This window comes from Moritella sp. (assembly GCF_013215705.1).
Lineage (GTDB): Bacteria > Pseudomonadota > Gammaproteobacteria > Enterobacterales > Moritellaceae > Moritella.
The window spans coordinates 1-25,732 of record NZ_JABSQR010000009.1 but is presented as its reverse complement, the minus strand read 5'-3'; the positions used below and the strand labels follow the sequence as shown (position 1 = coordinate 25,732).

The window sequence follows — 25,732 nt, the reverse complement described above, 5'->3', positions numbered from 1 at the left end:
TGAGGTCACATGGAAAGGTTAACTGTTGAGCTAGGTGAGCGGAGCTACCCTATTTATATTGGTGAAGGCGTATTAACGCAAGTAGAGCAATTTAAGTCTGCAATAACAACCAATAAAGTCGTCGTGATATCAAACGATACGGTTGCACCCTTGTATTTACAACGCGTTAAAGCATTGTTACAAGACTATGAATTTGACAGTATTATTCTTTCTGATGGTGAGCAATTTAAAACCTTAGATACTTTAAATGAAATATTTACCGCGCTACTGCGTGAGAATTGTGGACGTGATACTACGTTGATAGCTCTTGGTGGTGGTGTTATTGGTGACATGGTTGGCTTCGCGGCTGCCTGTTACCAACGCGGTATCCCCTTTATCCAAATTCCGACGACTGTGTTGAGTCAAGTTGATTCCTCGGTTGGCGGTAAAACGGCAGTTAACCATCCATTAGGCAAAAATATGATTGGCGCTTTTTATCAGCCCAATGCTGTTTTTATCGATACGGTTTGTTTAGCTACCTTACCTCGACGCGAACTGGCGGCTGGTATGGCTGAAGTGATTAAGTACGGTATCATTTATGATGCTAGCTTCTTTACTTGGCTAGAAGACAACATAACAGCACTGATGGCGCTTGATACTGCGGCATTAGAATATGCAATTTATCGCTGTTGTGAAATTAAAGCTGAAATTGTGGCTATCGATGAAAAAGAGCAAGGCTTACGGGCACTGCTGAATCTTGGTCATACCTATGGCCATGCCATTGAAGCTGAAATGGGTTATGGCGTTTGGCTACATGGTGAGGCGGTTGCTGCAGGTATGATCATGGCTGCACAGACATCGGCTGCCATGGGCTTATTAACGGCAGCGCAAGTCACCCGTATCGCCACGTTAATTAAAGCGGCAGAATTGCCATTAATGGCGCCTGCAGAGATGGGCTTTGATGCATTTATGCGACACATGAAGCGTGATAAAAAAGTACTTAATGGTCAACTTCGTTTCATTCTGCCAACTTCGATTGGTAGTGCTGAATTGTTATCGACAGTAACTGAAAACACATTACGTGATGTGGTTAACTTCCATAATCAGGCGGATCCTAGTGCACTATTCAGTTCAAACTGAAATTTATTCTCAAATGCAGCTGTGTGAACGGCTGCGTCATCTCACTCAATTCTCTTCACATTTGTTACTCGTAAGCGGTGAATCAGGTTCAGGTAAATCAACGGTATTACGCAATTATGTAGAATCGGATTTTAATCAGAAAACAATTACAATTGATGCACTGCAGTGTCATGATGATGTCGCACTGAGAACACTATTATTACAACAGATCAGTTATGATGGCCGTTTTAATGCACATGCATCACTGATTGATAGCTTACCGCTGTTTGCTCAGCAGCTCGAGCATGAACTGACGATCTGTATTGATAATGCCATGGCATTGTCTGCAGCAAGCATTACTGAATTTGCGCAATTGGTCGAACTCTGTCTTAATAATAGAATTAGTATAAAAATAAATATTATTTTATTTGCAGAAAGTCAGTGGGTAGATTTAACCATGCTGGAATTTGCAAAATCAGCAACCAATGTATTGGAGTTGGAAATGACAGCACTCGATCCACAAGCCGCTGTGCAGTTCGTAGAACAACAGTTTAATCAAGCTGATTATAAGCCTACATTTGTTAATCAGGACGCCATTAATCGTCAAATTGAAGCCTGTAAAGGCAATCCCGCCGAGTTAGCAAAATGTGCGCAAGCGATTATGCTAGGGCAGGTATATAAGCCTGAATCAGCAATAACTAATACGGCAACTCAATCGACGAAGAATAAGTCATTCTACTTAGCCGGCATTATTGCAGGGCTATTATTGCTCGGTAGTGCGGGGTCATTTTTATATGATGCTTATCAAACTGAGCAACCACAAGCGACTGATATCATAGTGGCAGAATCATTACAACATCCTTCAGAGATGATGCATGGCGATACTGTGTCTTCGGATACTGGGTCAGATGTCAGCTCCACGCAAATGTTAGCCAGTGATTGGGATGAAGAATTACCTACTGAAATAGGTCAAACTATTACCCTGACAGCGCCTATTTTGGCTGAATCTGGTTTACAGACGCAGAAGCAGCGTGTCGTGATTGATGATGATGCGGTCAACAAAATGCTTGCCAAGCAAAGTTCAGCAGATGCAAGCCCGGTGATTGATAGTAAAACGGACTTGCAAGTTGTTGAAAACACGTCTAACACCGTCACGGGCAAAGCTTGGGTAATGGCGCAACCGGCGAAAAATTATACGTTTCAAATTGCCGGTTTAAGCCGTGAAATACAGCTAAAACAGTATTTAAGCGAGAATGAATTACCTGAAAATATCTGGACATATCAGACTCAGCGTAACAACAAACCTTGGTATGTCGTTCTTTATGGTAGTTTTAGCAGTGTTCAGCAAGCGAACGCCGCGAAACAAAAATTACCAGCAAGGGTACAAAAAGATAAACCTTGGTTGAAACGATTCATTCAAATCCAAAGAGATTTATAAATAAACAGCGCAATTTAGCTGTAATGGATGTACAATCGGCCCCCTTTTATTTAGCGGTATAAGTCACAAAATGCAGAAAACGCGAGCCTTCTTAAAATGGGCCGGAGGTAAGTATTCTCTGGTTGATCGTCTACGTGAAAAACTACCGGCTGGTAAGCGTTTAGTTGAACCGTTTGTTGGCGCTTGTTCAGTATTTTTAAATACTGATTATGACGAATACCTGTTGAATGATATTAATCCTGATTTGATTAATATGTATAAGATCCTACAAAACAAACCAGAACAATTTATTGCCGATGCCCAGCGTTTCTTTACGCCTGAATTTAATGATAAAGAGCGTTATTACAAAATACGTGAAAAGTTTAACAAAACTCGTGACCCTTATCAGCGCTCGTTAATGTTTCTTTACATGAATCGTCATGGTTTTAATGGTTTATGCCGTTATAACAAATCAGGTGGTTTTAATGTGCCATTTGGTTCTTATAAGAAACCGTACTTCCCGTTAAAAGAATTACGTTTTTTTGCTGAGAAATCCAAAAAAGCCACGTTTATTTGTGAATCTTATTCTGAAGTTTATAAACGTTTACGCAGTGATGATGTGGTTTATTTCTTATACCGAATATATCTTGTTTTCACTGAGTGGATGAGTAAGTGTAAGGGTTTGACTTTATTTATTATTGATGCATTATTTACACGTATTATGATTTACATTTTAGACTGTATTTGTAATGGAAGTGCGAAAGAGCAGGCATATGATTTATTTTCAATAAAAAAAGCTATTTATTCTTTACAGTTTTTAGCTTCGACTACAGTAGTAAGGGATCAGCATGCCTGATTGTAATAATCTCAGTTCAATGCGTTCACCTCTAAAGTGGGCTGGTGGAAAGAAAAAACTGGCGGATAATATAAAACAGCTCCTTCCATCAAAAGGTAAAGGAAGACTTATAGAGCCCTTTGTCGGTGGTGGATCTGTGTTTCTAAACTCAGATTTTGATGAATACTTACTCTTGGATATGAACAAGGATTTAATTAATTTATTTAACATCCTGAAAAGCGATTCTTTTAATTTTATTACTGAAGCTGAGCATTACTTTCAAAGTGAGTACAACACTGCAGAGCAATATTACGAACTTAGAGCAAAGTTTAATAAATCGAATGATCCCTTTTTTCGCTCATTAATATTTCTCTATATGAATCGCCATGGCTACAATGGTTTATGCCGCTATAATAAATCCGGTGGATACAATGTTCCTTTTGGCCGATACAAAAAGCCATACTTTCCAAAAATGGAACTAGAATTTTTTGCTAAAAAATCTCAACGTGCTCTGTTTATACAGGGGGACTTTGATGTTGCTTTTAATCTAGCTAAATCAGGGGATGCCATATATTGCGATCCACCATACTCGCCAATAAATAGAACCTCTAATTTTACTTCGTATGCAGGTAATACATTTGATGATGATGACCAAATACGATTAGTGAAATGTGCAGAAGCAGCTAAAAATAAAAATATACCAACTTTAATATCTAATCATGACACTGAATTTACTCGTGAAATTTATAGTGGTGCAAAAACACTGTCAAAATTAAAAGTGCATCGTTCCATTAGCAGTAAAGGACATGGCCGAGTTAAAGTTTTTGAATTGATGGTACTTTATGAAAAGTGAATAATATTAATCACTCTATGGAATTTGAAATAAATGTATTTCCGCCAATTTCCTAGCTAACAAAGCCAATTATAATTCCATAGATTGATATTGAAGTTGTCAATTAATTTTGACCATGGCCTTCGAATCTCTCTGAAATAACAGTCCAGACTATATTGGCGTTAAACCATCGTTAATGACATATCACCTTATTTCCACTCCTTAAATGAGGTGAAACTAGCTATTGGCTTCAATTCTCTTAACACTTCTAAAAATAGCCCAATATATTTACTTATTATTTCAGTTTTAAAAACACAACTACCTTGAAAGTAATATATTTATCTCCATGTTTATAATGATGCATTTAACAATAGGAGATAATTATGCCATCAACTCTAAGCGCAACTTGCCCTTGCTGCAATAAACAAGCTAGCGGTGATTTGAAAGAAATTGAGAAAGTATTTGGTTTACGCAATATGCAAGGAGGTAAGACAATTGCTCAATCATATTGTAGAAATTGTCGCTCAAAGCATTGTGGTACGGGTGAAAAAAAATGCACTTGATACTTTAATTAACATGTGAATTAACGGCGATCACTTGCGTTTTTCAGTTTATCGATAGCAAAGTCGCCATTTCACACAATAAGTAGTTTCAAATTCGCATTCTTTCTGTAACGCGAAAAATATGCCTTAAAACATAAGTTCTAATCCGTTTCAGCTTCAATGTTGTTTAAAGTAACTGCTCATTCCTCATATACTCAGATCAATTTACATATGTTTTGTTATAGATAAATTCTACGACTTAATGATAAATTTGATATTACTCATGCTGATTAGCTTAATTAAAATGGAGTTCACCTTAGACGGAATTCCGCATACTAAGATGTTAGCTCTATCAGGTATCCAAAGTGAATCTATTTAACACCAAGTTTTCAGAAGACAAATTACATAAAAATTATTTACAAGTTCTTAGGCATACGCAAGCAAAAGATAGAGACGAACTTTGTCGTTGGAGTCATGGATTTCCTGATCGTGATAACAAGTTAGTTGATGAATTCCAAACTACTTTCAATTCTAGCTTTTGGGAAATATATCTTTACCAGTTATTTCAGTCATGCGGAGCAATTTTAGATTGGAGTAAAGCTAATCTTTTGCTCAATTATGGCTAAGTTAGACTCATGATCAGCATCCCAAAAAGGTGTGAAATTATCGCATCCGTAGCAGCCCATTGGCTTGCAGATACGAGCCTTGCAGGTATGACACGATGTGTTATTTTTCAATGTTCCTTGTACTTCGTCAAACTCATTTATAACGATAACGCCATCCATATTTTTTAGCTCATGAAGGCTAATACGGACAAACTGATTCAACACCCGATGACCAGCCATTGACTTGTTGATAGCGACCCGACCTTTTATGTCTAAGTGTGCATAATTTTTTACCACCGACGGAGTTACGCCAGTTATAGCGGCGGACTGTATTACGCTCAGACCGCGCTCGAGAGCGTTTGTAATAACTGTATGACGTGAACGATTGTTTGATATGTCAAAATGGGCAATACGGGTGCTGGATAGCCCCAAACGCCTAGATGTTCTTTTTATTGAAGCTATACTCGAACCGCTGTGCATTGCATCGGACTGATGTCCTACTGACGCAAATAGCCTGCGTTTTGTGTTATATTGCGTGGTAAACAGCTTAGCACCCGGAAGGAATGGACAACGACAGAGTAAGTCCTCCCATTCTTCTTCACTTAGCTGAATACCTTGTTTTGTGAGTCTGTCCATCAGTAGCAACTGGTAAAAATAACGATAAATACCAATTAGTTTGCTGAATTCAGGCTCCATGCGATGTGAACGGCGCTCAGCATACCCACGAAACCCATAACCATTCTTGGCCTTGAAGGTCCGCAAATGTACTTGATCAACGTCGGAAAACCCCGTTTCCTCTTCGGGTGCTGGTGAATGAGCTGCATATCGATGGTCTTTAAAGCTAACGCCTATGGGCAATACGTCTGACCATTTCATCATCTCTAGTTGCGCAGGACGTCGATAAATACTGATTAATAGTAACACGCGGATGATGCCAGTGAACCTCAAAAATAAAGCCAAGGACGGCACAACATTCTTTTCTAGTTGAGTCAATAACTCGCTAACTGTCAGTCTTATTTTGTCCTGTATCTCTTGCATCTCTTCGTCGGTGTAGACACCGTGAACTGGATCAAAAACACCTTTTAATCTCTTTGGATTAGGAAAATCTTGTTTTTGCAGAAAACGGATAAACGGGTTAAAATGCGTCTTTATGGCAAGAAACTCAGAAAGGGGATTTTTTTCAAGTTCCCTGAAAGAACTGATTAAACGCCGTTTGTAACCGTCTTTCAACACATTAAATGCAGCCTGAAAATGTAGACAGTCCTGCCAGCCATTACCTATGCTTTTTATAGCGCTTGCCACAGTGCCTACGGTGCTTTTCTTATAACTTTCTGCTTTGTCGGCAATGAGAATTCTTAATGACAGCCACGTTTGCATTGGTATATCGAACTCGTTCATAAATTCGAGATTAACAGTCCCTTTGGTACTTACCTGCCATCTGTCGCTTAGGATATCAAACGTCCAAGCTGCGTTGTTAGCAGTGTATAACCTTTGCAAGCCGTGCCTTTCGAAATAATCAGGTAATTGTGCAATCGACAGTTTGTTGAGTTCCGGTTCGTCCAGATCCAGATAATTGTTTTGCATATCAGTTTAATCCTTTTAAGTTAGACAGTAATGATTGCTGCATTTCTTTAGAGACTTCACTGGCGGCTATCGCAATCTTATATTCGTTATACACTTCATCCATGTTCGAATTTTCTGACCATCCAGAGGCAAATTTTCGCAAATCATTAATGCGTTCAGGTGATAGACCACGCGCCAGAGCTGCATCCTCAAACAGCTCTTGAAATTTGTGTCTCATCAGGTGCGGATAAACTTTAAAATTAAGCGATTTTGATATCCGCTCAAACAGGTACTCTACACTTTGAATGGAAAGCGGATGCCCAGCTGTTTTGCCTTTTTCAGCGACAAAAATAAAATCGTGACTAACCGAATTCTTGTATTTCCCACGGTCAGTATCAATATATAATAATAGCTTTTTCATAAGCTCTGGACTGATGGCTGAGACATGTGCTCTCGTTTTTTGGGCGGCGGGTCGAGGTCGAGGATCGCTTGGATCATGTGGAATGCGAGTTATTCGAATTCTGGTCGGTTTATCCGTTACGAGATCACTGATTTTTAGCTTGCAGAGCGCCCCGATACGAATACCAGTTTCGTTAAACAGCTGTACAATTAAATGATTTCTAAATCGAGATAGTTTTGACCATGGGTTATCAGAGTTGTGCGGTTTTGTAATTTCAATAAGTCGGAAATAAACATCTGTCGGTATAGCTTGCTCAAACTGATCTTTAACCACTGCATTTCCAGACTTGAGCTTTTTAATGTAGCGTGACATTCTCCCCTTGGCGTCGTTGTAGCGGAGTAAAACATCGCTCGGCACATTATTACCTGCGTGAATATGGTCATACAAAAATTCGACAAAGGCAATGAAACTATTGATTCGAAGCTTTGTCGTGCTATTCGCAACACGACCTTGAGTAAATCGGGTTGTATGAATTAGATTATCCAGATTCTTGGCTGTAAATTTGGTAATATTACCGTCAGTGGTAGGTGAATATTCCAGCCTATAGAGGCTGTGAGTTATGTACCTCTGAATCTCTATTTTAGTGAAAAAAGAACCTGATTCGACTCGCTCAACAATATCAATTCCTCTGGCATCGAAATATTCAAAATAAAATTTCGCTTGATAGGCGTAGGCTAGTGCAGTTCTGAATATTCTGAAATCACGTAAATGCGCTGACAGCCAAAAACATCTCGGCAGATCGCAGCCCATGTCAATTAAATCGCAACACAGTTCGTTATCAAAATTTATGTACTCTTTAACATGATAGTTCATTACAAAATATGCTGTTGTATAGCGATAATTTATAATTGTAGTATCACTTTTTAAATTGTTATGATTTTTTGTATTTAAATCTATATTGTATAGTGTAATTAGAAGGATGGGAGGAGCTTTATGAAAGGGAAAGCTTTACAATTACTATTTCCGGTACAATATTGTGATCCGCCGTATGCGCCATTAAGTAGCACGGCAAGTTTTACCTCGTATGCGACGAATGGCTTTAGTCTAGATGATCAGGCGCTGCTGGCTAAAGTTTCTCGTGAAACCGCCCAAGAGCGACAGATCCCTATATTGATTTCGAATCATGACATTCCGTTAATGCGTGAACTTTATCATGGCTCTATATTTGAGGTTGTTCAGGTTAAACGTACCATCAGCCGGAATGCCGGTAAACGTAATAAAGTAGACGAGTTACTCGCGCTATATAGTTAAACTCGCGCCGATCAGCGTGAATAGTCTTACATTCCTCGGTTAAATCTCCGTTGTCAGTATTATTCTGGTTTTATTATTTTACCCTAGGGGCTAACTTAGGGTAAGATTTGCACAGCGTAATGGAATAACAACAACTGAGAGCATGCCCAATGAAAAACTTTCTGATTGCCCCTTCAATTCTTTCGGCTAACTTTGCTAGCTTAGGCCAAGAAGTCGATGCTGTACTGGCCGCAGGTGCGGATGTCATTCATTTTGACGTAATGGATAACCATTATGTGCCGAACCTAACGATTGGGCCAATGATCTGTAAAGCATTACGTGATCACGGTGTCACGGCACCCATTGACGTGCATTTAATGGTGCGACCGGTTGATCACATGATTAATGAGTTTGCTAAAGCCGGTGCGTCTATGATCACTTTTCATGCCGAAGCATCTGATCATGTTGACCGCTCTCTGCAACTTATCAAGGAACACGGTTTAAAAGCGGGGTTAGTATTTAACCCAGCAACGCCGTTACATCATTTAGATTATGTGATGGATAAGTTAGATATGATCTTATTAATGTCAGTAAACCCTGGCTTTGGTGGTCAAAGTTTTATCCCTTCAACATTACAAAAATTACGCGATGTTCGAGAATTAATTGATGCCAGTGGTCGCGATATTATCCTCGAGATTGATGGTGGCGTTAAAGTAGATAACATCCGCGAGATTGCAGAAGCGGGCGCCGATATGTTTGTTGCTGGCTCTGCGATTTACGGCCAAGAAGATTATAAAAAAGTCATTGATGAAATGCGTTCGGAGTTAGAAAAAGCCCATGTTTAAACTTATTTGTTTTGATTTAGACGGTACCCTTGTTGATAGTGTACCTGACCTAGCCGCTGCCGTTAATTGCATGCTGAGTGATTTTGATCGTGCCCATTTCTCGGAAGATGAAGTCCGCGGTTGGGTTGGTAATGGTGCGCAAGTACTAGTACAACGCGCGTTATCCGGCAGTGTTAACATTGTTGATGATATTGACTCGGCATTATTTAATGATGCACTGGCGTCATTCTTAAAGCACTATTCTGCCAATGTATATACACACAGCGTGTTATACCCAAATGTAAAAGAAACGCTAACCGCACTGCGTGATGCCGGGTTTAAGTTGGCAATTGTGACCAATAAACCTATGGTGCAAACCACGCCAGTACTTGAATTAGCCGGTATTAGTGAGTTTTTTGAAGTGGTACTGGGTGGTGATTCTCTAGCTGAGAAAAAACCCAATCCATTACCGCTATTGCATTGCTTAGATCATTACCAACTTAAGGCTGAAGATGCCTTGATGGTGGGTGATTCTAAAAACGATATCATTGCAGCACAAGCGGCAAACTTTACCAGTTTTGGTTTAACCTATGGTTACAACTACGGTATTCCAATTAGCGATAGTAACCCTGACTTCGTTGCTGATGATATCAGTGAGCTATTATCTGCAGTGAAATTGAAGTAGCACAGTAAAGTTAACATAAACATGATTGGGTAAGTCTATGTACTTGCCCACAATTGAATGAATTAAGAGATTGGGAAATATATATATGACAAAACCTGTGGTATTAAGTGGTATTCAGCCTTCAGGCAGTATGACGATTGGTAACTATATTGGTGCAATCAATCAATGGCTGGACATGCAGGAACACAGCGACTGTCATTTCATGCTTGCGGACTTACATACCATCACGGTACGTCAAGACCCGAAAGAGTTTAAATCACAGGTGCTTGAAGGCCTAGCAATGTATGTTGCATGTGGTTTAGACCCTGAAAAGTCGACTATCTTCTTACAATCTCAAGTACCAGAACATGCACAATTGAGTTGGTTATTAAACTGCTATACCCAAATGGGTGAATTAAACCGTATGACGCAGTTTAAAGATAAATCTAATAACTCTAGCAGCAGTAATTCAGGTTTATATACTTACCCTGTGCTAATGGCTGCAGACATTTTGCTTTATCAAGCAGATGCAGTACCTGTAGGCGATGATCAAAAGCAGCACTTAGAATTAGCGCGTACTATCGCGACTCGTTTTAATAATATCTACGGTGACGTATTTAAAGTGCCAGAACCGATGATCCCAACGTTGGGCGCTCGTATTATGAGCCTGCAAGATCCGCTGAAGAAAATGTCTAAGTCAGATGACAATCCAAAAGCTTTCATCAAGTTATTAGATGAACCGAAACAGATTGCTAAAAAATTGAAAAGTGCAGTAACAGACAGTGATGAACAAGCGCGTATTTACTTTGATAATAAAGAAAAACCGGGTGTATCTAACTTACTGACATTACTTTCTGTGGCGACTAAACGTCCAGTTGCTGATCTTGTGCCTGAATACGAAGATAAAATGTATGGTCACTTGAAGAAAGATACCGCTGACGCGGTTGTCGCTATGATTGAGCCGATTCAAGCGCGTTACTACGAGTTACGTGCAGATGAGACTGAATTACAGCGAATTATGCGTATCGGTGCTGACAAAGCCTCTGAGCGCGCTGCACCAACATTAGCGAAAGCCTACGAAGCCGTGGGTTTTATTGCTAATAACTAGACCGTTATTTAGGTGATAGGCTATTGACCAATCATAGTATTATTGAATAACCGAATAGTTAACGCCCTATATCACATGGTATAGGGCTTTTTTGTGCCTAACTAAATAGTGAAATACAAAGCGCAAATAGTAATAATAACGAGATCACTTGCCAGAAGCGTTCTGGATTTTTTTCAATTAAGGTTTGTTTGCGATTATTTTTATATTTAGGGTTAGGGTGCTGTAACTCATGCAAGAGTTCGGATACATCTGCGTGACGCTTGTTAGGGTCGAAGCGTAGGCCTTTTTTGATGGTGCCGTCTAACCAAAATGGCACTAATGGATTGTATTCATAAGCGGGAACATACTTGGTATTGAGATATGCCTTCTGGGTACGACAGGTTTCGAGTTTGCCATTAAAAGGCAGCTTACCCGTGAGCATTTCAAAAGTAATCACAGCAACGGCGAAGATATCGGATTGCGCAGTACTGTCACCATTGATCACGGTTTCAGGGGCGGAATAGGCGGCAGTGCCGAGGATCTTATCGCGTTGCAATGGGGTGGCTATTTCAGCGATGCCTTTGACGAAACAAGAACCAAAATCAATGATCTTAACTTGGCCATTATTATCGATCATGATATTGCCCGGCTTTAAATCTTGATGTAGGGTTTCTTTACGGTGAAAAGCACGTAAGCCTTTAATCACCTGCTCAACAATATTAAGTACTTCTTGGATCGGCGGATTCGGATGTTGATTTATCCACTGTTCTAGGGTGATACCTTCAATCACTTCCATTAAATAATAGAGATGGCTTTTTTTCCTGTTGGTTTCGACAATTTTTAAAATATGCGGGTTATGTAATCGCGAGCCAATCCAGGTCTCCATGGTAAAACGCTCGATATAAGCAGGATCATCGATATAGTTGACCGAGGGTGCTTTCATGCAGTATTGCTGTTTGCTGTCTTTGTCTTCGACTAAATATAAATGGCTACTGCTACTGGCATGTAACTCTTTAATCACTTTTAGGCCATCAATGGATAATCCAGTGCGTAATGCGGGCGGGAAAGGCATGGAGGCAAGATGGACATGCACATCTTCGGCACTGAGCTTAGGTAAACTGTCGACCCGCAACAATTGGCAGCTGATATTATCATTACTGTTACTGGCCAATGCATGCTGAATAAGCTGTTCGCAACATGCTTCAAAATCACCTTCTGCAGATTGATGCGTCTGTTGCACCATTTCTCGTAATAGTTTATCGCTAACAAAATCATGTAAGCCGTCGGTTGATAATAAAAACACATCACCGACTTGTAACTCGACTTCTTTATAATCCACATCGAGGGTAGTATCCAAGCCCATCGCGCGGGCGAGGTAAGATTGGTTACTATTGACGACCGTGGTGTGGTCTCGGGTTAATTGCTCAAGGGTGTTGTTACGTAAACGGTATATTCGCGAATCACCGACGTGCAGTAAATGCGCTGCATGGGATTTAAATACAATGGCACTTAAGGTAGTGAGGTAGCCTTTTTGGGCATCGGCAAACTGTCGGCCCTGACTATATAACCAGCGATTCAGTGCGGTTAATACCTGACCTGTTGATTTGCCAACCGACCAGGTTTCTGGGGTCGAATAATAATCGGATAAGAAGTTATGTACGCAGGTTTCGCTGGCTTCTTTACCGGCTTCTGCCGCGCTGACCCCATCGGCGATAATCGCGACCGCACCTTTAGTGGTCAGCAGTAAATCATCCGGGATACGAATACCAATGGCATCTTCATTATGGGCTTTTATCCCTGCAACTGAGCGCTGACCTATGGTAAAGGTCGCGCCGCCTTGTAAGTGCCGTGGTGACATACTAACTCCCTGTTATGGCGCTAAATAATCGCGCCACGATATCCTTATACGCTGACTTCCACCATACCATCAGTAACACGTACTGCATATACAGGCACTGATAAAGTATCATTTTCAAGGCATTCACCTGTGGTCAGACTGAAATGCTCTTTATAAAGTGGTGATGAAACGGTTAATACATCTTTAACTGAAGATATTAATCCGCGTGATAATACGTTAGCTTTACTGGCTGGACAGTAGTTATCAATAGCAAACAGTTGGTCAGTTTTACGATCAAAGAAGATCGCAACCTGCTTACCGTTCACTAACGCACATACACCGGTATCTGGGGTGAGTTTATCTTTTTCAATAATTGGAGTCCAAGTCGTCATAATAAATCCTTAAATCTGCTGTTAGCGGGTGAACGCACCCGCTAACAGCTGTTATAGATAGTTGTCATCGATAACTGTGATCAATTACTGTCATCGATTGCTGTTAGGTTGAACGTGGTGGTTTAACCTGTTAGTTCACTTCGAGCACAGGGATTTGACCAGCGCGTTCTGCGGGTGTCGCAGGGCGAATTTGGTCACGGACTTCAACAAACTGAACCGCACTGTCTTTTTCTTCAGAGTTAATAAAGTGTTTAAAGCGCAGTAGTTTTTCAGGGCTTTCAAGGGTTGTTTTCCACTCACACTGGTAGTTAGCAATGTTTGCGGCCATTTCAGATTCAAGCTCTGCGGTAAGCGCCAGTTTGTCGTTAATAACCACGTCTTTAAGGTAATCTAAGCCACCTTCCATATTTTCTAACCAAACCGATGTACGTTGTAGGCGGTCTGCGGTACGGATATAGAACATCAATACACGATCAATATATTTGTATAGCGTGTCAGTATCTAGGTCGGTCGCGAATAAATCGGCATGACGAGGGCGCATACCACCGTTACCACAGACATAGAGACTCCAGCCACCTTCTGTCGCAATAATACCGATGTCTTTGCCCTGAGCTTCAGCACATTCTCGAGTACAACCAGACACGCCAAACTTAATTTTATGTGGCGAGCGTAAACCTTTGTAGCGGTTCTCAAGATCAATGGCCAGTGACATGCTGTCTTGCACACCATAACGACACCAGGTACTACCCACACACGATTTTACGGTACGCAGTGATTTACCGTAAGCGTGACCTGTTTCGAAGCCTTCTTTGATCAGCCATGCCCATATGTCGGGTAGTTGATGTAATTGCGCACCAAATAAATCGATACGTAGTCCACCGGTTATCTTGGTATATAAGCCATACTTTTTCGCCACTTCACCGAGTACAATTAATTTTTCTGGGGTGATCTCACCCGCTGGGATCCGTGGTACAACAGAGTAGGTACCGTCTTTTTGCATGTTGCCTAAATAAACGTCATTGACGTCTTGCAGACCAAGATGATCATCTTCGAGGATGTAGTCATTCCAGAATGACGCCAGAATGTTGGCTACTGTCGGACGACAAATTTCACAACCATGACCAGCGCCAAACTCGGTGATTAATGCTTCGAATGTTTTAATACGTTTAACACGGATTATGTCAGCCAGTTCTGCACGTGAGTAAGCGAAGTGCTCACACAGATCGGTGTTCACTTCAACACCCATGCTTGCAAGTTCGGCATTTAGTACTTGCGTTACCAGTGCGCTACAGCCACCACAACCAGTACCAGCTTTGGTGATTGATTTAATGTCACCAATGCTGGTTGCACCATCTTGTACCGCGGCACAGATTTGACCTTTTGTGACATCAAGGCATGAACAAAGAACCGCTGAATCAGGCAGCGCATCAACCCCCATGGTGACCGAACCACCTTCTGCGGGTGGTACCAACATATTCTCTGGCGCACCGGGAATATCCATATCGTTTAAATAAATTTGTAACCAAGTACCATAATCTTCCGCTTCACCCACCATGACCGCGCCCAGTAATTTCTTACCACATGCGCTGATCACCAGTTTTTTGTAAACTTGGTCAGCTTCGTTAGTGAACACATAATTTTGCGCGCCTTCTGCATTACCGTGTGCATCACCGATACTGGCTACGTCAACACCAAGCAATTTCAGCTTGGTACTCATGTCAGCACCTGTGAACGCTAAGTTACCTGCACCAACAATTTGGTCTACAGCCACTTTCGCCATTTGATAACCCGGTGCAACGAGACCGAAGATACGGCCTTGCCATAACGCGCACTCGCCAATCGCGAAAATATTTTCGTCAGAGGTTAAACATTGATCATTAATTTGGATACCACCACGTTCGCCTAATGCTAGGTCAAAAGAACGGGCTAATTCATCTTGCGGACGAATACCGGCAGAGAAGATGATCATATCGGTTTCAACGTGAGAACCGTCAGCAAAGTTCATGCGGTAACGGCAAGTTTCACCTTTCACAATTTCTTTAGTATTTTTTTCGGTGTGAATATTCACGCCTAGCGCTGCAATTTTGTCGCGCAGGATCTTACCACCGCCGTCGTCAACTTGCACCGCCATGAGGCGCGGAGCGAATTCCACCACGTGGGTTTCTAGCCCTAACTGTTTAATTGCATTGGCGGCTTCAAGACCCAGTAGACCACCACCGACGACCACACCGACTTTACTTTCTTTGGCTGATGCGGTGATGTCTTCTAAATCGTTAATAGTACGGTAAACTAAACAATGGTCTTGGTCTTTGCCTGGAATTGGCGGCACGAACGGATATGAGCCTGTCGCCAGTACCAATTTGTCGTAACTTTCGACACGACCTTGTGCTGTGGTGACGGTTTTAGCGGCTTTATCGATGCTAATAACTTTATCGTTAACAAAGTACTGCACGCCGTTGTCATCATAGTATTCTGGCGATGTCATCATTAAGTCATCAGCTGTTTTACCACTGAAATAAGCACTTAACTGCACACGATCATAAGCGAGACGTGATTCTTCACTGAATGTGGTGATTTGTACTTCAGCCATTTTGTCTTGCTGAATAAATTGGTCAATAAAATGGTGACCTACCATGCCGTTACCGACAACTATAATTCTTTTCATGACATGCTCCGTTATGCGCTTAATTCTTGATTTTTTGCCGCTTGCTCTAGATCTCGCCAGCTAAGTTGTTCTGCAAGAGAGACAACTTTGCCGACCACAATCAGGCTAGGGCTTTGTAATTGGTGTTCAATCGCGAGTGTTGGCAAGGTAGCTACAGTGCCAACGAATTCTCTTTGTTGTGGTGTCGAGCCGTTTTCTATCAAGGCAGCAGGTGTATCACTGGCTAAACCATGACTGATCAGTTGCGCTGAAATTTCCGCTAATTTACCCAGTCCCATGTAGAACACTAAGGTATGTTCTAGGTGCGCTAGTTGCGACCAATTCAGGTCTAATTGGCCATTTTTTAGGTGCCCAGTAATAAAAGTACAGCCCGTTGACAGACCTCTGTGGGTTAACGGGATCCCTGCGTAGGCGGTACAGCCCGATGCTGCGGTGATGCCAGGCACGACGATTGTTTTGATATCGTGGGCATGGAGCACCAGTTGTTCTTCACTACCGCGACCAAATACAAATGGGTCACCGCCTTTGAGACGACAAATATTCAGACCTTGTTTGGCTTTATCGACCATGAATAAATTCAATTGGTCTTGTGGAATACAATGGTCTGCTTTTTTCTTACCGACATAGATCGCTTTGGTATGGGGTGGAAACAACGCTCTAATGTCGTGGCTAACCAAGTTATCAAACAAGATCAGATCGGCACTCTCAATCGCCTTTAATGCTTTTAGTGTGAGTAACTCTGGATCCCCCGGACCTGCTCCTACTAATGCGACTTGACCTAGCGTGCTGTTATTTTTTGATTGCGCTTTGGTAATTAATTCAACTGTCATGACTCACATCCCTGTAGTACTGCTCTGTACTCACTAACGCAAAGACAATGCCAACTCTGTAATTAAAGCGTTAGTTGTTGATATTTAAGTATTTATTTCTAAACCTTATTTTGTATAAGGTTTTTGAGATGATTAAGTAGTGTGATGTTGCACCAGTTTTTTCATTCTCGCACAGCCATGGTGCAGCTAAGGCTGAGTGGTTGAGAATAGATGTCGTTAAAATGAGGGGGCGTGTGGGCAATAGACAGGAAGATCTCTGTGTTTATGCAGGTTAAGAAGAACATCATCCTTTTTATAGGTGTTTAAAGTAAGCTGGCTTGGTTATTGCTCACTTGTCTTTATAGATAATGTATTTATAAAAATAAAACAATAAACAATGTGCTGAGCAATTCAATGGAGACGTCTTATGATTTTCGGACGCAAGGATCAAAAGCCTATTCGCATTGCGGATAAACAGGTTAAAGAATGGAAATATACAACGTGTGGATATTGTTCTACAGGTTGTTCTATCGAGATCGGTATGAATGAGCAAGGGAATGCAGTTGCGAGTCGAGGCGTTGCTGACGCGGATGTAAACAGAGGTAAGTTGTGCATTAAAGGTATCTTTGAGCATGAGTTATTTGACGCGGCAGGACGTGGTAACAATCCACTGGTGCGCGATCAAATTCATGAGCAGTATAAAGAAATCAGTTGGGATGTAGCGCTCGATACCATGGGCGAAAAAATTAAAGCGATTCAAGACCAATATGGTAAAGATGTATTTGCCATTGTCTCTACAGGTCAGTTACTAACGGAAGAGTTTTATACCTTAGGTAAGTTAACGCGTGGTTGTATTGGTACCAATAATTACGATGGTAATACCACCTTATGTATGGCCTCTGCCGTATCGGGTTATAAACGCTCATTTGGTTCGGATGGCCCTCCTGGCTGTTACGATGATTTTTCGCACACCGATTGCCTGATTGCCTGGGGGTCTAACCTGCCAGAGCAACATCCGGTTATTTACTGGCGCTTGAAAGAAGCCAAAGAGAAGCGTAATTTCCCGCTTATTGTGGTCGACCCACGTGTCACTATGCTTGCCCAGTTTGCGGATATTCACTTACCAATTAGTCCTGGTACCGATATCGTCTTACAAAATGCATTAATGCATGTGATCTTAAAAGAAGGTCTCGAAGATAAAGACTATATTGAAAAATACACTAATGGCATTGAAGAGTTAAGAGCGTGTGTCGCCGATTTTGACCCAACATCAGCCGCTAAGATCTGCGGTATAGATGAAGATACCATCCGTCATGTGGCCCGTTTATTTGCTAAAGCAGGTCGTGCGATGAGTATCTGGACCATGGGCCTGAATCAAAGTACCCATGGCAGTGACGCAATCACCGGTTGTAATTCATTATCGCTGATCACGGGTAATATTGGTGTTCCGGGTGGCACGAGCTTATCTATTACTGGTCAATGTAATGCGATGGGCACACGTGAGTGGTCTTCTTGTTCTGGCTTACCGGGTTATCGCACATTAGAGAAAGAAAAGGATCGTAACGATATTGCTGAATTTTGGGGCATCGACCCAGAATTCTTCCCTAAAAAACGCGGGTTAGCACAAACCGATATTTTCCCCGCGATAGAAACTGGTCAAATTAAAGGGCTATGGCTGGTGGCGACCAACCCAATGACATCGATGCCGAATACTTCGCGTATTCGTAAAACATTAGAGAAGTTAGATTTTCTCGTGGTACAAGATGCTTATCAAGACGTAGAAACCACCCAATATGCGCACATGTTTTTACCTGCTGCGGTATGGGCCGAGAAAGAAGGGGTTTTCACCAATACCGAGCGCCGGGTTAACCGCGTGACTAATGTACAGCCGCCAAAAGGTAACTCTAAGTCGGACTTCTGGATCTTCTCTGAATTATCGAAACGTTTTGAAAATGGTCAAAAAATCACTTTCCCGGTGACGACTGAAGAAGCATTTGAAGAAATGAAAGCGCTGTCAAAAGGCGCTGACCGTAACCTTGATATTTCAGGCATGACTTACGAAAAAATTGAACAAGCCCGTGGTCTGCAGTGGCCATACCGTGAAGGCGCAACGGATAACGACGAAGGTGCGCGCTTGTATACCGATGGCAAGTTTGCCACGCCAACAGGTAAAGCTAATTTGATCCCATTACCTTGGGTTGATAATAACGAACACCCTTGTGAAGAATACCCATTCTGGCTCAATACTGGCCGTGTCGTTGAGCATTTTCATACCCGTACCCGAACCGGTAAAATGGGTAATTTAAACAAATATAGTCCCACTCCGTATATGGAAATGAACCCAGATGCTGCAGCCAAATTGGGCATTAAACATCAAAGTTATGTGCGTATAGCTTCTCGTCGTGGCGATGCGGTGGTTATGGTGCAATTAACTCAGCGCGTCGCGCCAAACTCCGTGTTTATTCCATTCCATTTCCATGATTGTGTCAATCGTTTGTGCCTTGGTCTGCTTGATCCGCATTCTCGTCAACCTGCATTCAAGCAGAGCTCGCTACGTATTGAGCATGTCGATCAAAAACTGGCGGCGAAAATGAATCGCGAAAGACGTACCTACTAGTTACGTTTAGTAATAGCGACTAGCGCGAGAACATAACAGGGATAAATTATGTTAGACAAATTAGAACAGTTTAGAGACCGCCTTGATCAAATCGGCGCGGCAGAAAAACCGGTGGTTAAAGATGGTACGCCGATCTTTGAGCACCGTGTTGGTGAGCAAAATTACGCCAAATTAGCAGATGTAGAAATATTTGATGTTAATACCTACGGCAATAAAATTGATTTAATCGAACGTACCGAGGGGAAACTGCCGGTTGGTCGTTCAATGAATATTAATGAAAATAAAGCGGTAGGTGATAACCCTAACCGAAATAAACAGCATGCCTTCCACTTTACCGCTGATAACTGTATAGGTTGTCACGCGTGTGAAGCTGCGTGTAGTGAAAAGAATGACAACCCTGCGCATATTGCCTTCCGCAGTGTGGGTTATGTCGAGAGTGGTAGTTACCCTGATTATAAACGTATCAATATTTCCATGGCGTGTAATCATTGTGATGATCCGGTTTGTCTAAAAGGTTGTCCAACCAAAGCTTATACCAAACATGTTGAATACGGTGCGGTATTGCAAGATCCGGATACCTGTTTTGGTTGTGGTTATTGTACTTGGGTTTGCCCATACAATGCGCCACAACTTGATCCAATTAAAGGTCAGGTAACCAAATGTAATATGTGTGTAGACCGTTTAGAAGTCGGCCTAAAACCAGCGTGTGTCGCTGCATGTCTGGGTAATGCACTTAATTTTGGGGTGGTGGAAAATACGCCTGAGAACCGTATTCAGGCGAAAACATCGATGCCAGGCTTTCCTGATCCTAGCATCACCAAACCGAATATCCGTTTCCAGCAAACCACCAGTACCCAGCGTGAAATGACGCGTACTGATAACATGCCGCTTAAATACCATAAACAAGATGATGGCTCGTTCCGCTCGGTTGTGGATGAGAAAGATGGTAAAGAACAATCGTGGAACTTGGGTCGTTTGAGTTCACGTGAAAATCCGCTGGTGATATTCACGTTGTTTTCACAAGCGGCGATGGGTGCATTTGCCCTTATCTTCCTTGGTCCATTACTGGGCATTGAAAGCTTAACTGGCTTTGCAGGCTCTGGCGCGGGTTTATCATTGCTGGTTATATTAATGGCGATGCAAGCGATTGGTTTATTAATGTCGACACTGCATCTTGGTAAACCTAAGCGTTTCTATCGTGGTTTTAACAATCTAGCACATTCTCCTGTCAGTCGAGAGGGCTTAGGTGTGGCGTTATTCTTTGGTTTCATGGGCGCATTTATGTTCTTCCAAGGGCTTGCCTGGTACTTTGACGTTAACATCTTTAGTTATGTGGCGAATGCCTTTGGTGTGCTGGCCTTAATCGGTAGTGCTGGTGGTATATTTTATATGTACCGCAGTTATCGTATTAAAGCTCGTCCGTTCTGGGATCATTGGCAAACGGCTTGTTCGTTTGTTGGTTCTGCAATCGCACTTGGGTCGCTATTAACGGCTTTGGTCGCGGTGATGGGTGGCGTTGAGCTTTATCCATTACTTACCGAGTTAGCGCCTGTTACCATCACCGGTTTAGTGATTGAAGCGTTTGGTCTCTATTCACATGCTAAACACCTCAATGTAGAGCAGGGTGAAGGTGCGGCTTCGCATTACGTACAATGCACAACATTTGGTAAAACGTATAAGTTACGTAATCTTACTGTGGCCATTAATATTCTTGCGGTAACCTTACTGGCTGTATTAGCGCCATCTGGCTTGTTAAGCCTGTTATGGTTATTGCCAATTATATCGATTGCATTAGTGTCAACGGTAAGTCGTGCGCTGTTTTATGTACTGGTTATTCCGACTACTATGCCAGGTGCATTCTTTTGGAAAAATAAAGGCTTTGAACAGCATGCGCGTGATGTTGGTCTAGCAGATATGCCACAAGTGGGGGTGATACCTGACTTGCATTAGTTGGGTGTATCTGGTTTATCGTAAATGGTATCTGACTGACGATAAATCGTAGGAAAGGTGTGATAAGGGCAGCGCTTGCTGCCCTTTGTTATTTGTAAGATAATACTAATTTAGAGAGATTTAGCGAAGTATTGAATCTTATCGATAAGTTAAAGTCATACTAAAGGATTAGCATTAGCCGATTGATTCATTTTCAATTGTCATGTTAATGTAATTATCTGTAAGTAAACTAGAGCTTTGACAATCTAGGGTTAAACTAGATTGTATTTAAATAGTACAGCTGTCGTTAGATATGGTGATTTTTATCTGTTTATCAACAAGCTGAATTATCTATTTCAAATACTTAATACAACTATTTTTAATATTTAAGAAAATATAGTTTATTTGTGCGGTCACGCTGATGGTCGAATTTGTCGATAAGCATCAGTCGTGATAAGATTGCGAAGATTATTGTGTAATAATGGGAGAATTGTTGATGAGCAAAGATATGCAAAGTATGGCATTAGTTCCTCAGGGTAGCATTGAAGCCTATATCCAAGGCGTGAATAACATTCCAATGTTGACTGCTGAACAAGAAAAGGAACTAGGCGAACGCTTGCAGAATGAAGGTGATGTTGATGCTGCACGTCAGTTGATCATGTCACATCTACGCTTTGTTGTTCACGTTGCTCGTGGTTACGCAGGTTATGGACTTGCTCAAGCTGACTTGATCCAAGAAGGCAACATCGGCTTAATGAAAGCGGTGAAACGATTTAATCCCGAGGTAGGTGTAAGACTGGTGTCTTTTGCCGTGCATTGGGTTAAAGCAGAGATCCATGAATTTGTACTGCGTAATTGGCGGGTAGTAAAAGTTGCGACGACTAAAGCGCAACGTAAACTATTCTTTAATTTACGTAAATCAAAAAAACGCTTAGGCTGGTTTACCAATGCTGAAGTGAAAACTGTTGCTGAGACCCTTGGCGTTTCTACTAAAGATGTAGTGGAAATGGAATCAAGAATGTCTTACTCAGATCAAGCATTTGATTTATATGCAGATGATGATAGCGATAAAGACTCTGGTTCAACGAGTTTTTCGCCAGCTCAGTATTTGGAAGACAACGCTTCGGATGTCGCGCTACAAGTAGAACGTGAAAACTGGGATAAAAGCGCATCTCTACGTTTAACTAACGCAATTTCTGAATTAGATGAACGTAGCCAAGATATCGTTAAATCTCGTTGGTTAGCGGAAGACAAAGCCACACTGCAATACTTAGCCGATCGTTATGGTGTTTCTGCTGAACGTGTTCGTCAGTTAGAAAAAAATGCCATGAAAAAACTCCGTGAGTTTATTAGCGAATAATAACCACACAGAATTGTTAAAAATGAGGTCTCCAATGGAGGCCTCATTTTTTTTTGCAAGAAAATAAATAAACGTTTAATGGTATTTAATGATAGATGGAAAGAAACATGAATAGAGATCCCTTATTTGGCTTTCAGGGCAGTGCGCTTAAAAGTTACTTAGAACGTAATAAGTTAACTGAGGATCAGATTATTTTGATTTATAATGGGTCTGGGATGACACATGAATATAGTCTGGCACAAGTGGTAATACCTGAAGAGGGTAAGCAAAAAAGGATTGTGGTACGACTCTTAAAGAGCGGTGAAGACGTTACCTTCTTCCGCACCGGTAAAAGTGTACTAAAGAAAACAGCGCATTATAAAGTAATGCCTATGGTACCTTGGTTGATGGCGCGCTTTGGGTTGCAAGAGCAAATTCGATTCAATTGGAAGTGGGGTTATGCTTAAACCTTCGCGTTACGATTAGGCTATGGTTTAGACGTATTTAGGTTTAAAAGATAATAGGCCCGATCATGAGAGTCATGACCGGGCCTTTTCGTCGCTACACTATTTGTTACTAAGTTATGTGTTAACTCAGATAGGCGAAATAAGCAATTATGCCATCTGTTTAAAACTGGTTTTTAGTTCAACCATTAATTGTTGTTGCCAAGCCACTTGATATAAATTGGTTGATTCTTCTTTTAACTGCGCCACTTTAAACAATTCAATTTCAGATATTTCACGTTGTTGCTGTTTGGCATTATGGTTGATTTTTTGGATCTCGGCGTAATTGTCATGTTCAGGACCATTCTTAATTGCTTCAATAAGATCTACATGCAACTGCACTTCAACTATCATTTGTGTTTTTGGTAATCGAACTAATAAATTTATATCACGGTAACCATTTTGTTTTGGACTGTTAAAACGATTTTTCACTTGGATGATATCGGTTTCTTGTTCAAGTAACTCATAAGCACTGAGTAATTCATGGCTGTTTTTGGCTACAAGCGAGCTACGGGCTAAATCGGTAATTTTCTCTACTGCGCCATCATGTTTGTTGGCAATCTTAGCTTGTGCTCTTTCAATGCTTTTGATTGCAGGAATAACAGCACTTGTCTGTGACATTAATGCGATTTGTTGAGTGAGGGTTGCTAACTCATCTTGTGCTAATTCAGCTAATGAATAAAGCGCATCAAAATCGTTATAAGGTTGCATGATATTAGTGTTGCTCATATCAGACAGTTGATAAAGGCCGGCTAAGTCTTTGCTTATTTGTGAGCGTACTCGGTTAGTGGGACTGCCGTTATTAGAAGCTTGACTAAGGCTAAGCATGGTAGCGGCTTCGAGCGGCGCTTTACCGGCTAGCATTAGTACTAAAATTAATGATGTTCTGAGAAAGCTATACATAGGTATCCTTTTTAAGAAAACGCATTTGCATCATTGTATGCTGATACTTAGTAATAGATGAGTGCGCACTGTCACAATTCAAGATGAGGCAGTGTAAAGCTGTGTAAGAAGCGACGAAGCTTGGCGAATAGTGAGAGTGATATCACTTATTCACGTGGAATCCGTTTATTAACTAGTAAATATGACGGTGCGCTTGTATTTTATTTAAGTTACAGTGTTCGCGAACACTCATACCCAATATCGTTTCTATAATTAAGGCTTATCCAATGATGAAAAAAACAATAACTGCAGTAATGATTGTTGCTGCTCTTTCTGGCTGTGCTCGTCAAAATGCGACAACAGGTGAAGATGAAACGAATACAGCCACCAAGTCTGCCATTGGTGGTGCGATTGCAGGTGCATTGATCGGTGCTTCTACAGGTAAGAAGAACGGTATTTTGTTTGGAGCTTTAGGGGGCGCGGCGATTGGTGGTGGTATTGGTCACTATTTTGATCGCCAAGAAGAAGCATTACGCCAAGAGTTGACGGGTTCTGGTGTGCAAGTTAAGCGTGTTGGTGAAAACGAGCTACAGTTGGTTATGGCGAAGGGGATTGGTTTCCAAACTGCAGGTTATAACTTAAGTGGTAATATTTACTCAAGCTTAAACAGCGTGGCTAAAATTCTTAATGAATACCCTAAGTCATCATTGCGTATTGTTGGTCATACGGATAGCGTCGGTAGTGCAGAATCGAATTTAACATTGTCTGAAGAACGTGCTGAATCCGTGAGTGCATACTTGAATAAACGTGGTATTAAATCGGGTCGTTTATCTACGCGTGGTTATGGTGAACGTCGTCCTATTGCGTCAAATATAACAAAAGATGGTCGTGCTGCTAACCGTCGTGTCGAAATTACTATTACTGCTAATTAATTAGTTTCAAAACATACAGGAGTTACCAGCTGACGTCATATTAATTGTTGTTGGTTGTATCATAAGCCGAACCAAGTGTTCGGTTTTTTTGTATTGATAGATTAAGTGCTCAGCTAATGCAGGAATCGTATTCATATATAGGATTATTAAATTAAAATACGAGGTAGGACTAAATTTTGGATAAAAAAAGACCCAGTTATATAAATAACTGGGTCTTTTTAATTGGCTCCCCTTGCTAGACTTGAACTAGCGACATATGGATTAACAGTCCACCGTTCTACCAACTGAACTAAAGGGGAATTATTTGGTGCCCGAACCCGGAATTGAACCAGGGACACGAGGATTTTCAATCCTCTGCTCTACCGACTGAGCTATTCGGGCAAATGGTGCCGACTGCCGGAGTCGAACTGGCGACCTACTGATTACAAGTCAGTTGCTCTACCTACTGAGCTAAGTCGGCACTAAATGCGTTTTAAATAAAGATACCTATTAATGGAATATCTTTACCTTTTAAATATGGTGCCCGAACCCGGAATTGAACCAGGGACACGAGGATTTTCAATCCTCTGCTCTACCGACTGAGCTATTCGGGCAAATGGTGCCGACTGCCGGAGTCGAACTGGCGACCTACTGATTACAAGTCAGTTGCTCTACCTACTGAGCTAAGTCG

General features: G+C 41.5%; 19 protein-coding genes, 4 tRNA genes and 1 pseudogene. 13 read left to right on the top strand and 11 right to left on the bottom strand.

Annotated features, from left to right (window positions below; translation table 11 throughout):
- Positions 1 to 9: 9 nt before the first annotated feature.
- The 4 genes from aroB (at position 10) to HRT96_RS07110 (ending at position 4,203) form a co-directional block, all read left to right on the top strand.
- Positions 10 to 1,119 (top strand): 3-dehydroquinate synthase, encoded by a 1,110-nt coding sequence (gene aroB, locus HRT96_RS07125; RefSeq protein WP_293154271.1) that lies wholly within the window; start codon positions 10 to 12, stop codon positions 1,117 to 1,119.
- Positions 1,097 to 2,536, top strand: coding sequence for an SPOR domain-containing protein (locus tag HRT96_RS07120; RefSeq protein WP_293154268.1), 1,440 nt, complete (start codon positions 1,097 to 1,099; stop codon positions 2,534 to 2,536). The genes aroB and HRT96_RS07120 overlap by 23 nt, the downstream gene beginning before the upstream one ends.
- A 70-nt stretch (positions 2,537 to 2,606) precedes the next feature.
- On the top strand, positions 2,607 to 3,371 hold the full coding sequence (locus tag HRT96_RS07115) for a Dam family site-specific DNA-(adenine-N6)-methyltransferase (RefSeq protein ID WP_293154265.1): 765 nt from the start codon (positions 2,607 to 2,609) through the stop codon (positions 3,369 to 3,371).
- Positions 3,364 to 4,203 (top strand): Dam family site-specific DNA-(adenine-N6)-methyltransferase, encoded by an 840-nt coding sequence (locus HRT96_RS07110; protein WP_293154262.1) that lies wholly within the window; start codon positions 3,364 to 3,366, stop codon positions 4,201 to 4,203. The genes HRT96_RS07115 and HRT96_RS07110 overlap by 8 nt, the downstream gene beginning before the upstream one ends.
- A gap of 1,105 nt (positions 4,204 to 5,308) precedes the next feature.
- Here HRT96_RS07110 and HRT96_RS07105 read toward each other — a convergent pair.
- Positions 5,309 to 6,913 carry a hypothetical protein gene (locus tag HRT96_RS07105; protein ID WP_293154259.1) on the bottom strand — a complete coding sequence of 535 codons (1,605 nt, stop codon included), beginning with the start codon at positions 6,911 to 6,913 and terminating at the stop codon, positions 5,309 to 5,311.
- Position 6,914: 1 nt separating this feature from the next.
- Positions 6,915 to 8,165, bottom strand: coding sequence for a site-specific integrase (locus HRT96_RS07100; RefSeq protein WP_293154256.1), 1,251 nt, complete (start codon positions 8,163 to 8,165; stop codon positions 6,915 to 6,917).
- Between the two features lie 153 nt (positions 8,166 to 8,318).
- On the opposite strand from HRT96_RS07100, the pseudogene HRT96_RS07095 reads away from it, so the two are divergent.
- The 4 genes and pseudogenes from HRT96_RS07095 to trpS form a co-directional block, all read left to right on the top strand.
- Positions 8,319 to 8,603, top strand: a pseudogene (locus HRT96_RS07095) (DNA adenine methylase); the annotation flags it as partial.
- 149 nt (positions 8,604 to 8,752) lie between these two features.
- Positions 8,753 to 9,427 carry a ribulose-phosphate 3-epimerase gene (rpe, locus tag HRT96_RS07090; RefSeq protein WP_293154253.1) on the top strand — a complete coding sequence of 225 codons (675 nt, stop codon included), beginning with the start codon at positions 8,753 to 8,755 and terminating at the stop codon, positions 9,425 to 9,427.
- Positions 9,420 to 10,091 carry a phosphoglycolate phosphatase gene (locus tag HRT96_RS07085; protein WP_293154250.1) on the top strand — a complete coding sequence of 224 codons (672 nt, stop codon included), beginning with the start codon at positions 9,420 to 9,422 and terminating at the stop codon, positions 10,089 to 10,091. Before rpe ends, HRT96_RS07085 begins: the two co-directional genes overlap by 8 nt.
- 85 nt (positions 10,092 to 10,176) lie before the next feature.
- The gene (gene trpS, locus HRT96_RS07080; protein WP_293154247.1) at positions 10,177 to 11,178 is read left to right on the top strand and encodes a tryptophan--tRNA ligase; all 1,002 of its coding nucleotides are present in this window, start codon (positions 10,177 to 10,179) and stop codon (positions 11,176 to 11,178) included.
- A 97-nt stretch (positions 11,179 to 11,275) separates the two neighbouring features.
- Here the strand turns inward: trpS and HRT96_RS07075 are convergent, their stop codons facing one another.
- The 4 genes from HRT96_RS07075 to cobA form a co-directional block, all read right to left on the bottom strand.
- Positions 11,276 to 13,015 (bottom strand): bifunctional protein-serine/threonine kinase/phosphatase, encoded by a 1,740-nt coding sequence (locus HRT96_RS07075; protein WP_293154244.1) that lies wholly within the window; start codon positions 13,013 to 13,015, stop codon positions 11,276 to 11,278.
- Between the two features lie 44 nt (positions 13,016 to 13,059).
- Complete coding sequence (nirD, locus tag HRT96_RS07070; protein WP_293129600.1) at positions 13,060 to 13,386, bottom strand: nitrite reductase small subunit NirD; 327 nt, start codon at positions 13,384 to 13,386, stop codon at positions 13,060 to 13,062.
- Positions 13,387 to 13,516: 130 nt separating this feature from the next.
- Complete coding sequence (gene nirB, locus HRT96_RS07065) at positions 13,517 to 16,051, bottom strand: nitrite reductase large subunit NirB (RefSeq protein ID WP_293154241.1); 2,535 nt, start codon at positions 16,049 to 16,051, stop codon at positions 13,517 to 13,519.
- Between the two features lie 11 nt (positions 16,052 to 16,062).
- Complete coding sequence (gene cobA, locus HRT96_RS07060; protein ID WP_293154238.1) at positions 16,063 to 16,881, bottom strand: uroporphyrinogen-III C-methyltransferase; 819 nt, start codon at positions 16,879 to 16,881, stop codon at positions 16,063 to 16,065.
- 406 nt (positions 16,882 to 17,287) lie between these two features.
- Here cobA and HRT96_RS07055 point away from each other — a divergent pair, with 406 nt between their 5' ends.
- The 4 genes from HRT96_RS07055 (at position 17,288) to HRT96_RS07040 (ending at position 23,212) form a co-directional block, all read left to right on the top strand.
- Positions 17,288 to 19,477, top strand: a complete 2,190-nt coding sequence (locus HRT96_RS07055) for a molybdopterin oxidoreductase family protein (RefSeq protein WP_293154236.1) — start codon at positions 17,288 to 17,290, stop codon at positions 19,475 to 19,477.
- A 48-nt stretch (positions 19,478 to 19,525) separates the two neighbouring features.
- A complete protein-coding gene (locus HRT96_RS07050; RefSeq protein ID WP_293154233.1) occupies positions 19,526 to 21,427 on the top strand; it encodes a DmsC/YnfH family molybdoenzyme membrane anchor subunit in 1,902 nt (633 codons plus the stop codon).
- Positions 21,428 to 21,902: 475 nt separating this feature from the next.
- The gene (rpoH, locus tag HRT96_RS07045) at positions 21,903 to 22,766 is read left to right on the top strand and encodes an RNA polymerase sigma factor RpoH (protein WP_293154231.1); all 864 of its coding nucleotides are present in this window, start codon (positions 21,903 to 21,905) and stop codon (positions 22,764 to 22,766) included.
- A gap of 107 nt (positions 22,767 to 22,873) precedes the next feature.
- A complete protein-coding gene (locus tag HRT96_RS07040) occupies positions 22,874 to 23,212 on the top strand; it encodes a hypothetical protein (protein WP_293147413.1) in 339 nt (112 codons plus the stop codon).
- Between the two features lie 147 nt (positions 23,213 to 23,359).
- Here HRT96_RS07040 and HRT96_RS07035 read toward each other — a convergent pair whose 3' ends face one another.
- Positions 23,360 to 24,151 (bottom strand): RelA/SpoT domain-containing protein, encoded by a 792-nt coding sequence (locus HRT96_RS07035; RefSeq protein ID WP_293154229.1) that lies wholly within the window; start codon positions 24,149 to 24,151, stop codon positions 23,360 to 23,362.
- A gap of 266 nt (positions 24,152 to 24,417) precedes the next feature.
- On the opposite strand from HRT96_RS07035, the gene HRT96_RS07030 reads away from it, so the two are divergent.
- Positions 24,418 to 25,062 carry an OmpA family protein gene (locus HRT96_RS07030; protein ID WP_293154227.1) on the top strand — a complete coding sequence of 215 codons (645 nt, stop codon included), beginning with the start codon at positions 24,418 to 24,420 and terminating at the stop codon, positions 25,060 to 25,062.
- Positions 25,063 to 25,285: 223 nt separating this feature from the next.
- Here HRT96_RS07030 and HRT96_RS07025 read toward each other — a convergent pair.
- The 4 genes from HRT96_RS07025 to HRT96_RS07010 form a co-directional block, all read right to left on the bottom strand.
- Positions 25,286 to 25,361: transfer RNA gene (locus HRT96_RS07025), tRNA-Asn, on the bottom strand.
- A 6-nt stretch (positions 25,362 to 25,367) separates the two neighbouring features.
- Positions 25,368 to 25,443 (bottom strand) — tRNA-Phe (locus HRT96_RS07020).
- Between the two features lie 3 nt (positions 25,444 to 25,446).
- Positions 25,447 to 25,522: transfer RNA gene (locus HRT96_RS07015), tRNA-Thr, on the bottom strand.
- A 57-nt stretch (positions 25,523 to 25,579) separates the two neighbouring features.
- Positions 25,580 to 25,655 (bottom strand) — tRNA-Phe (locus tag HRT96_RS07010).
- Positions 25,656 to 25,732: the final 77 nt, after the last annotated feature.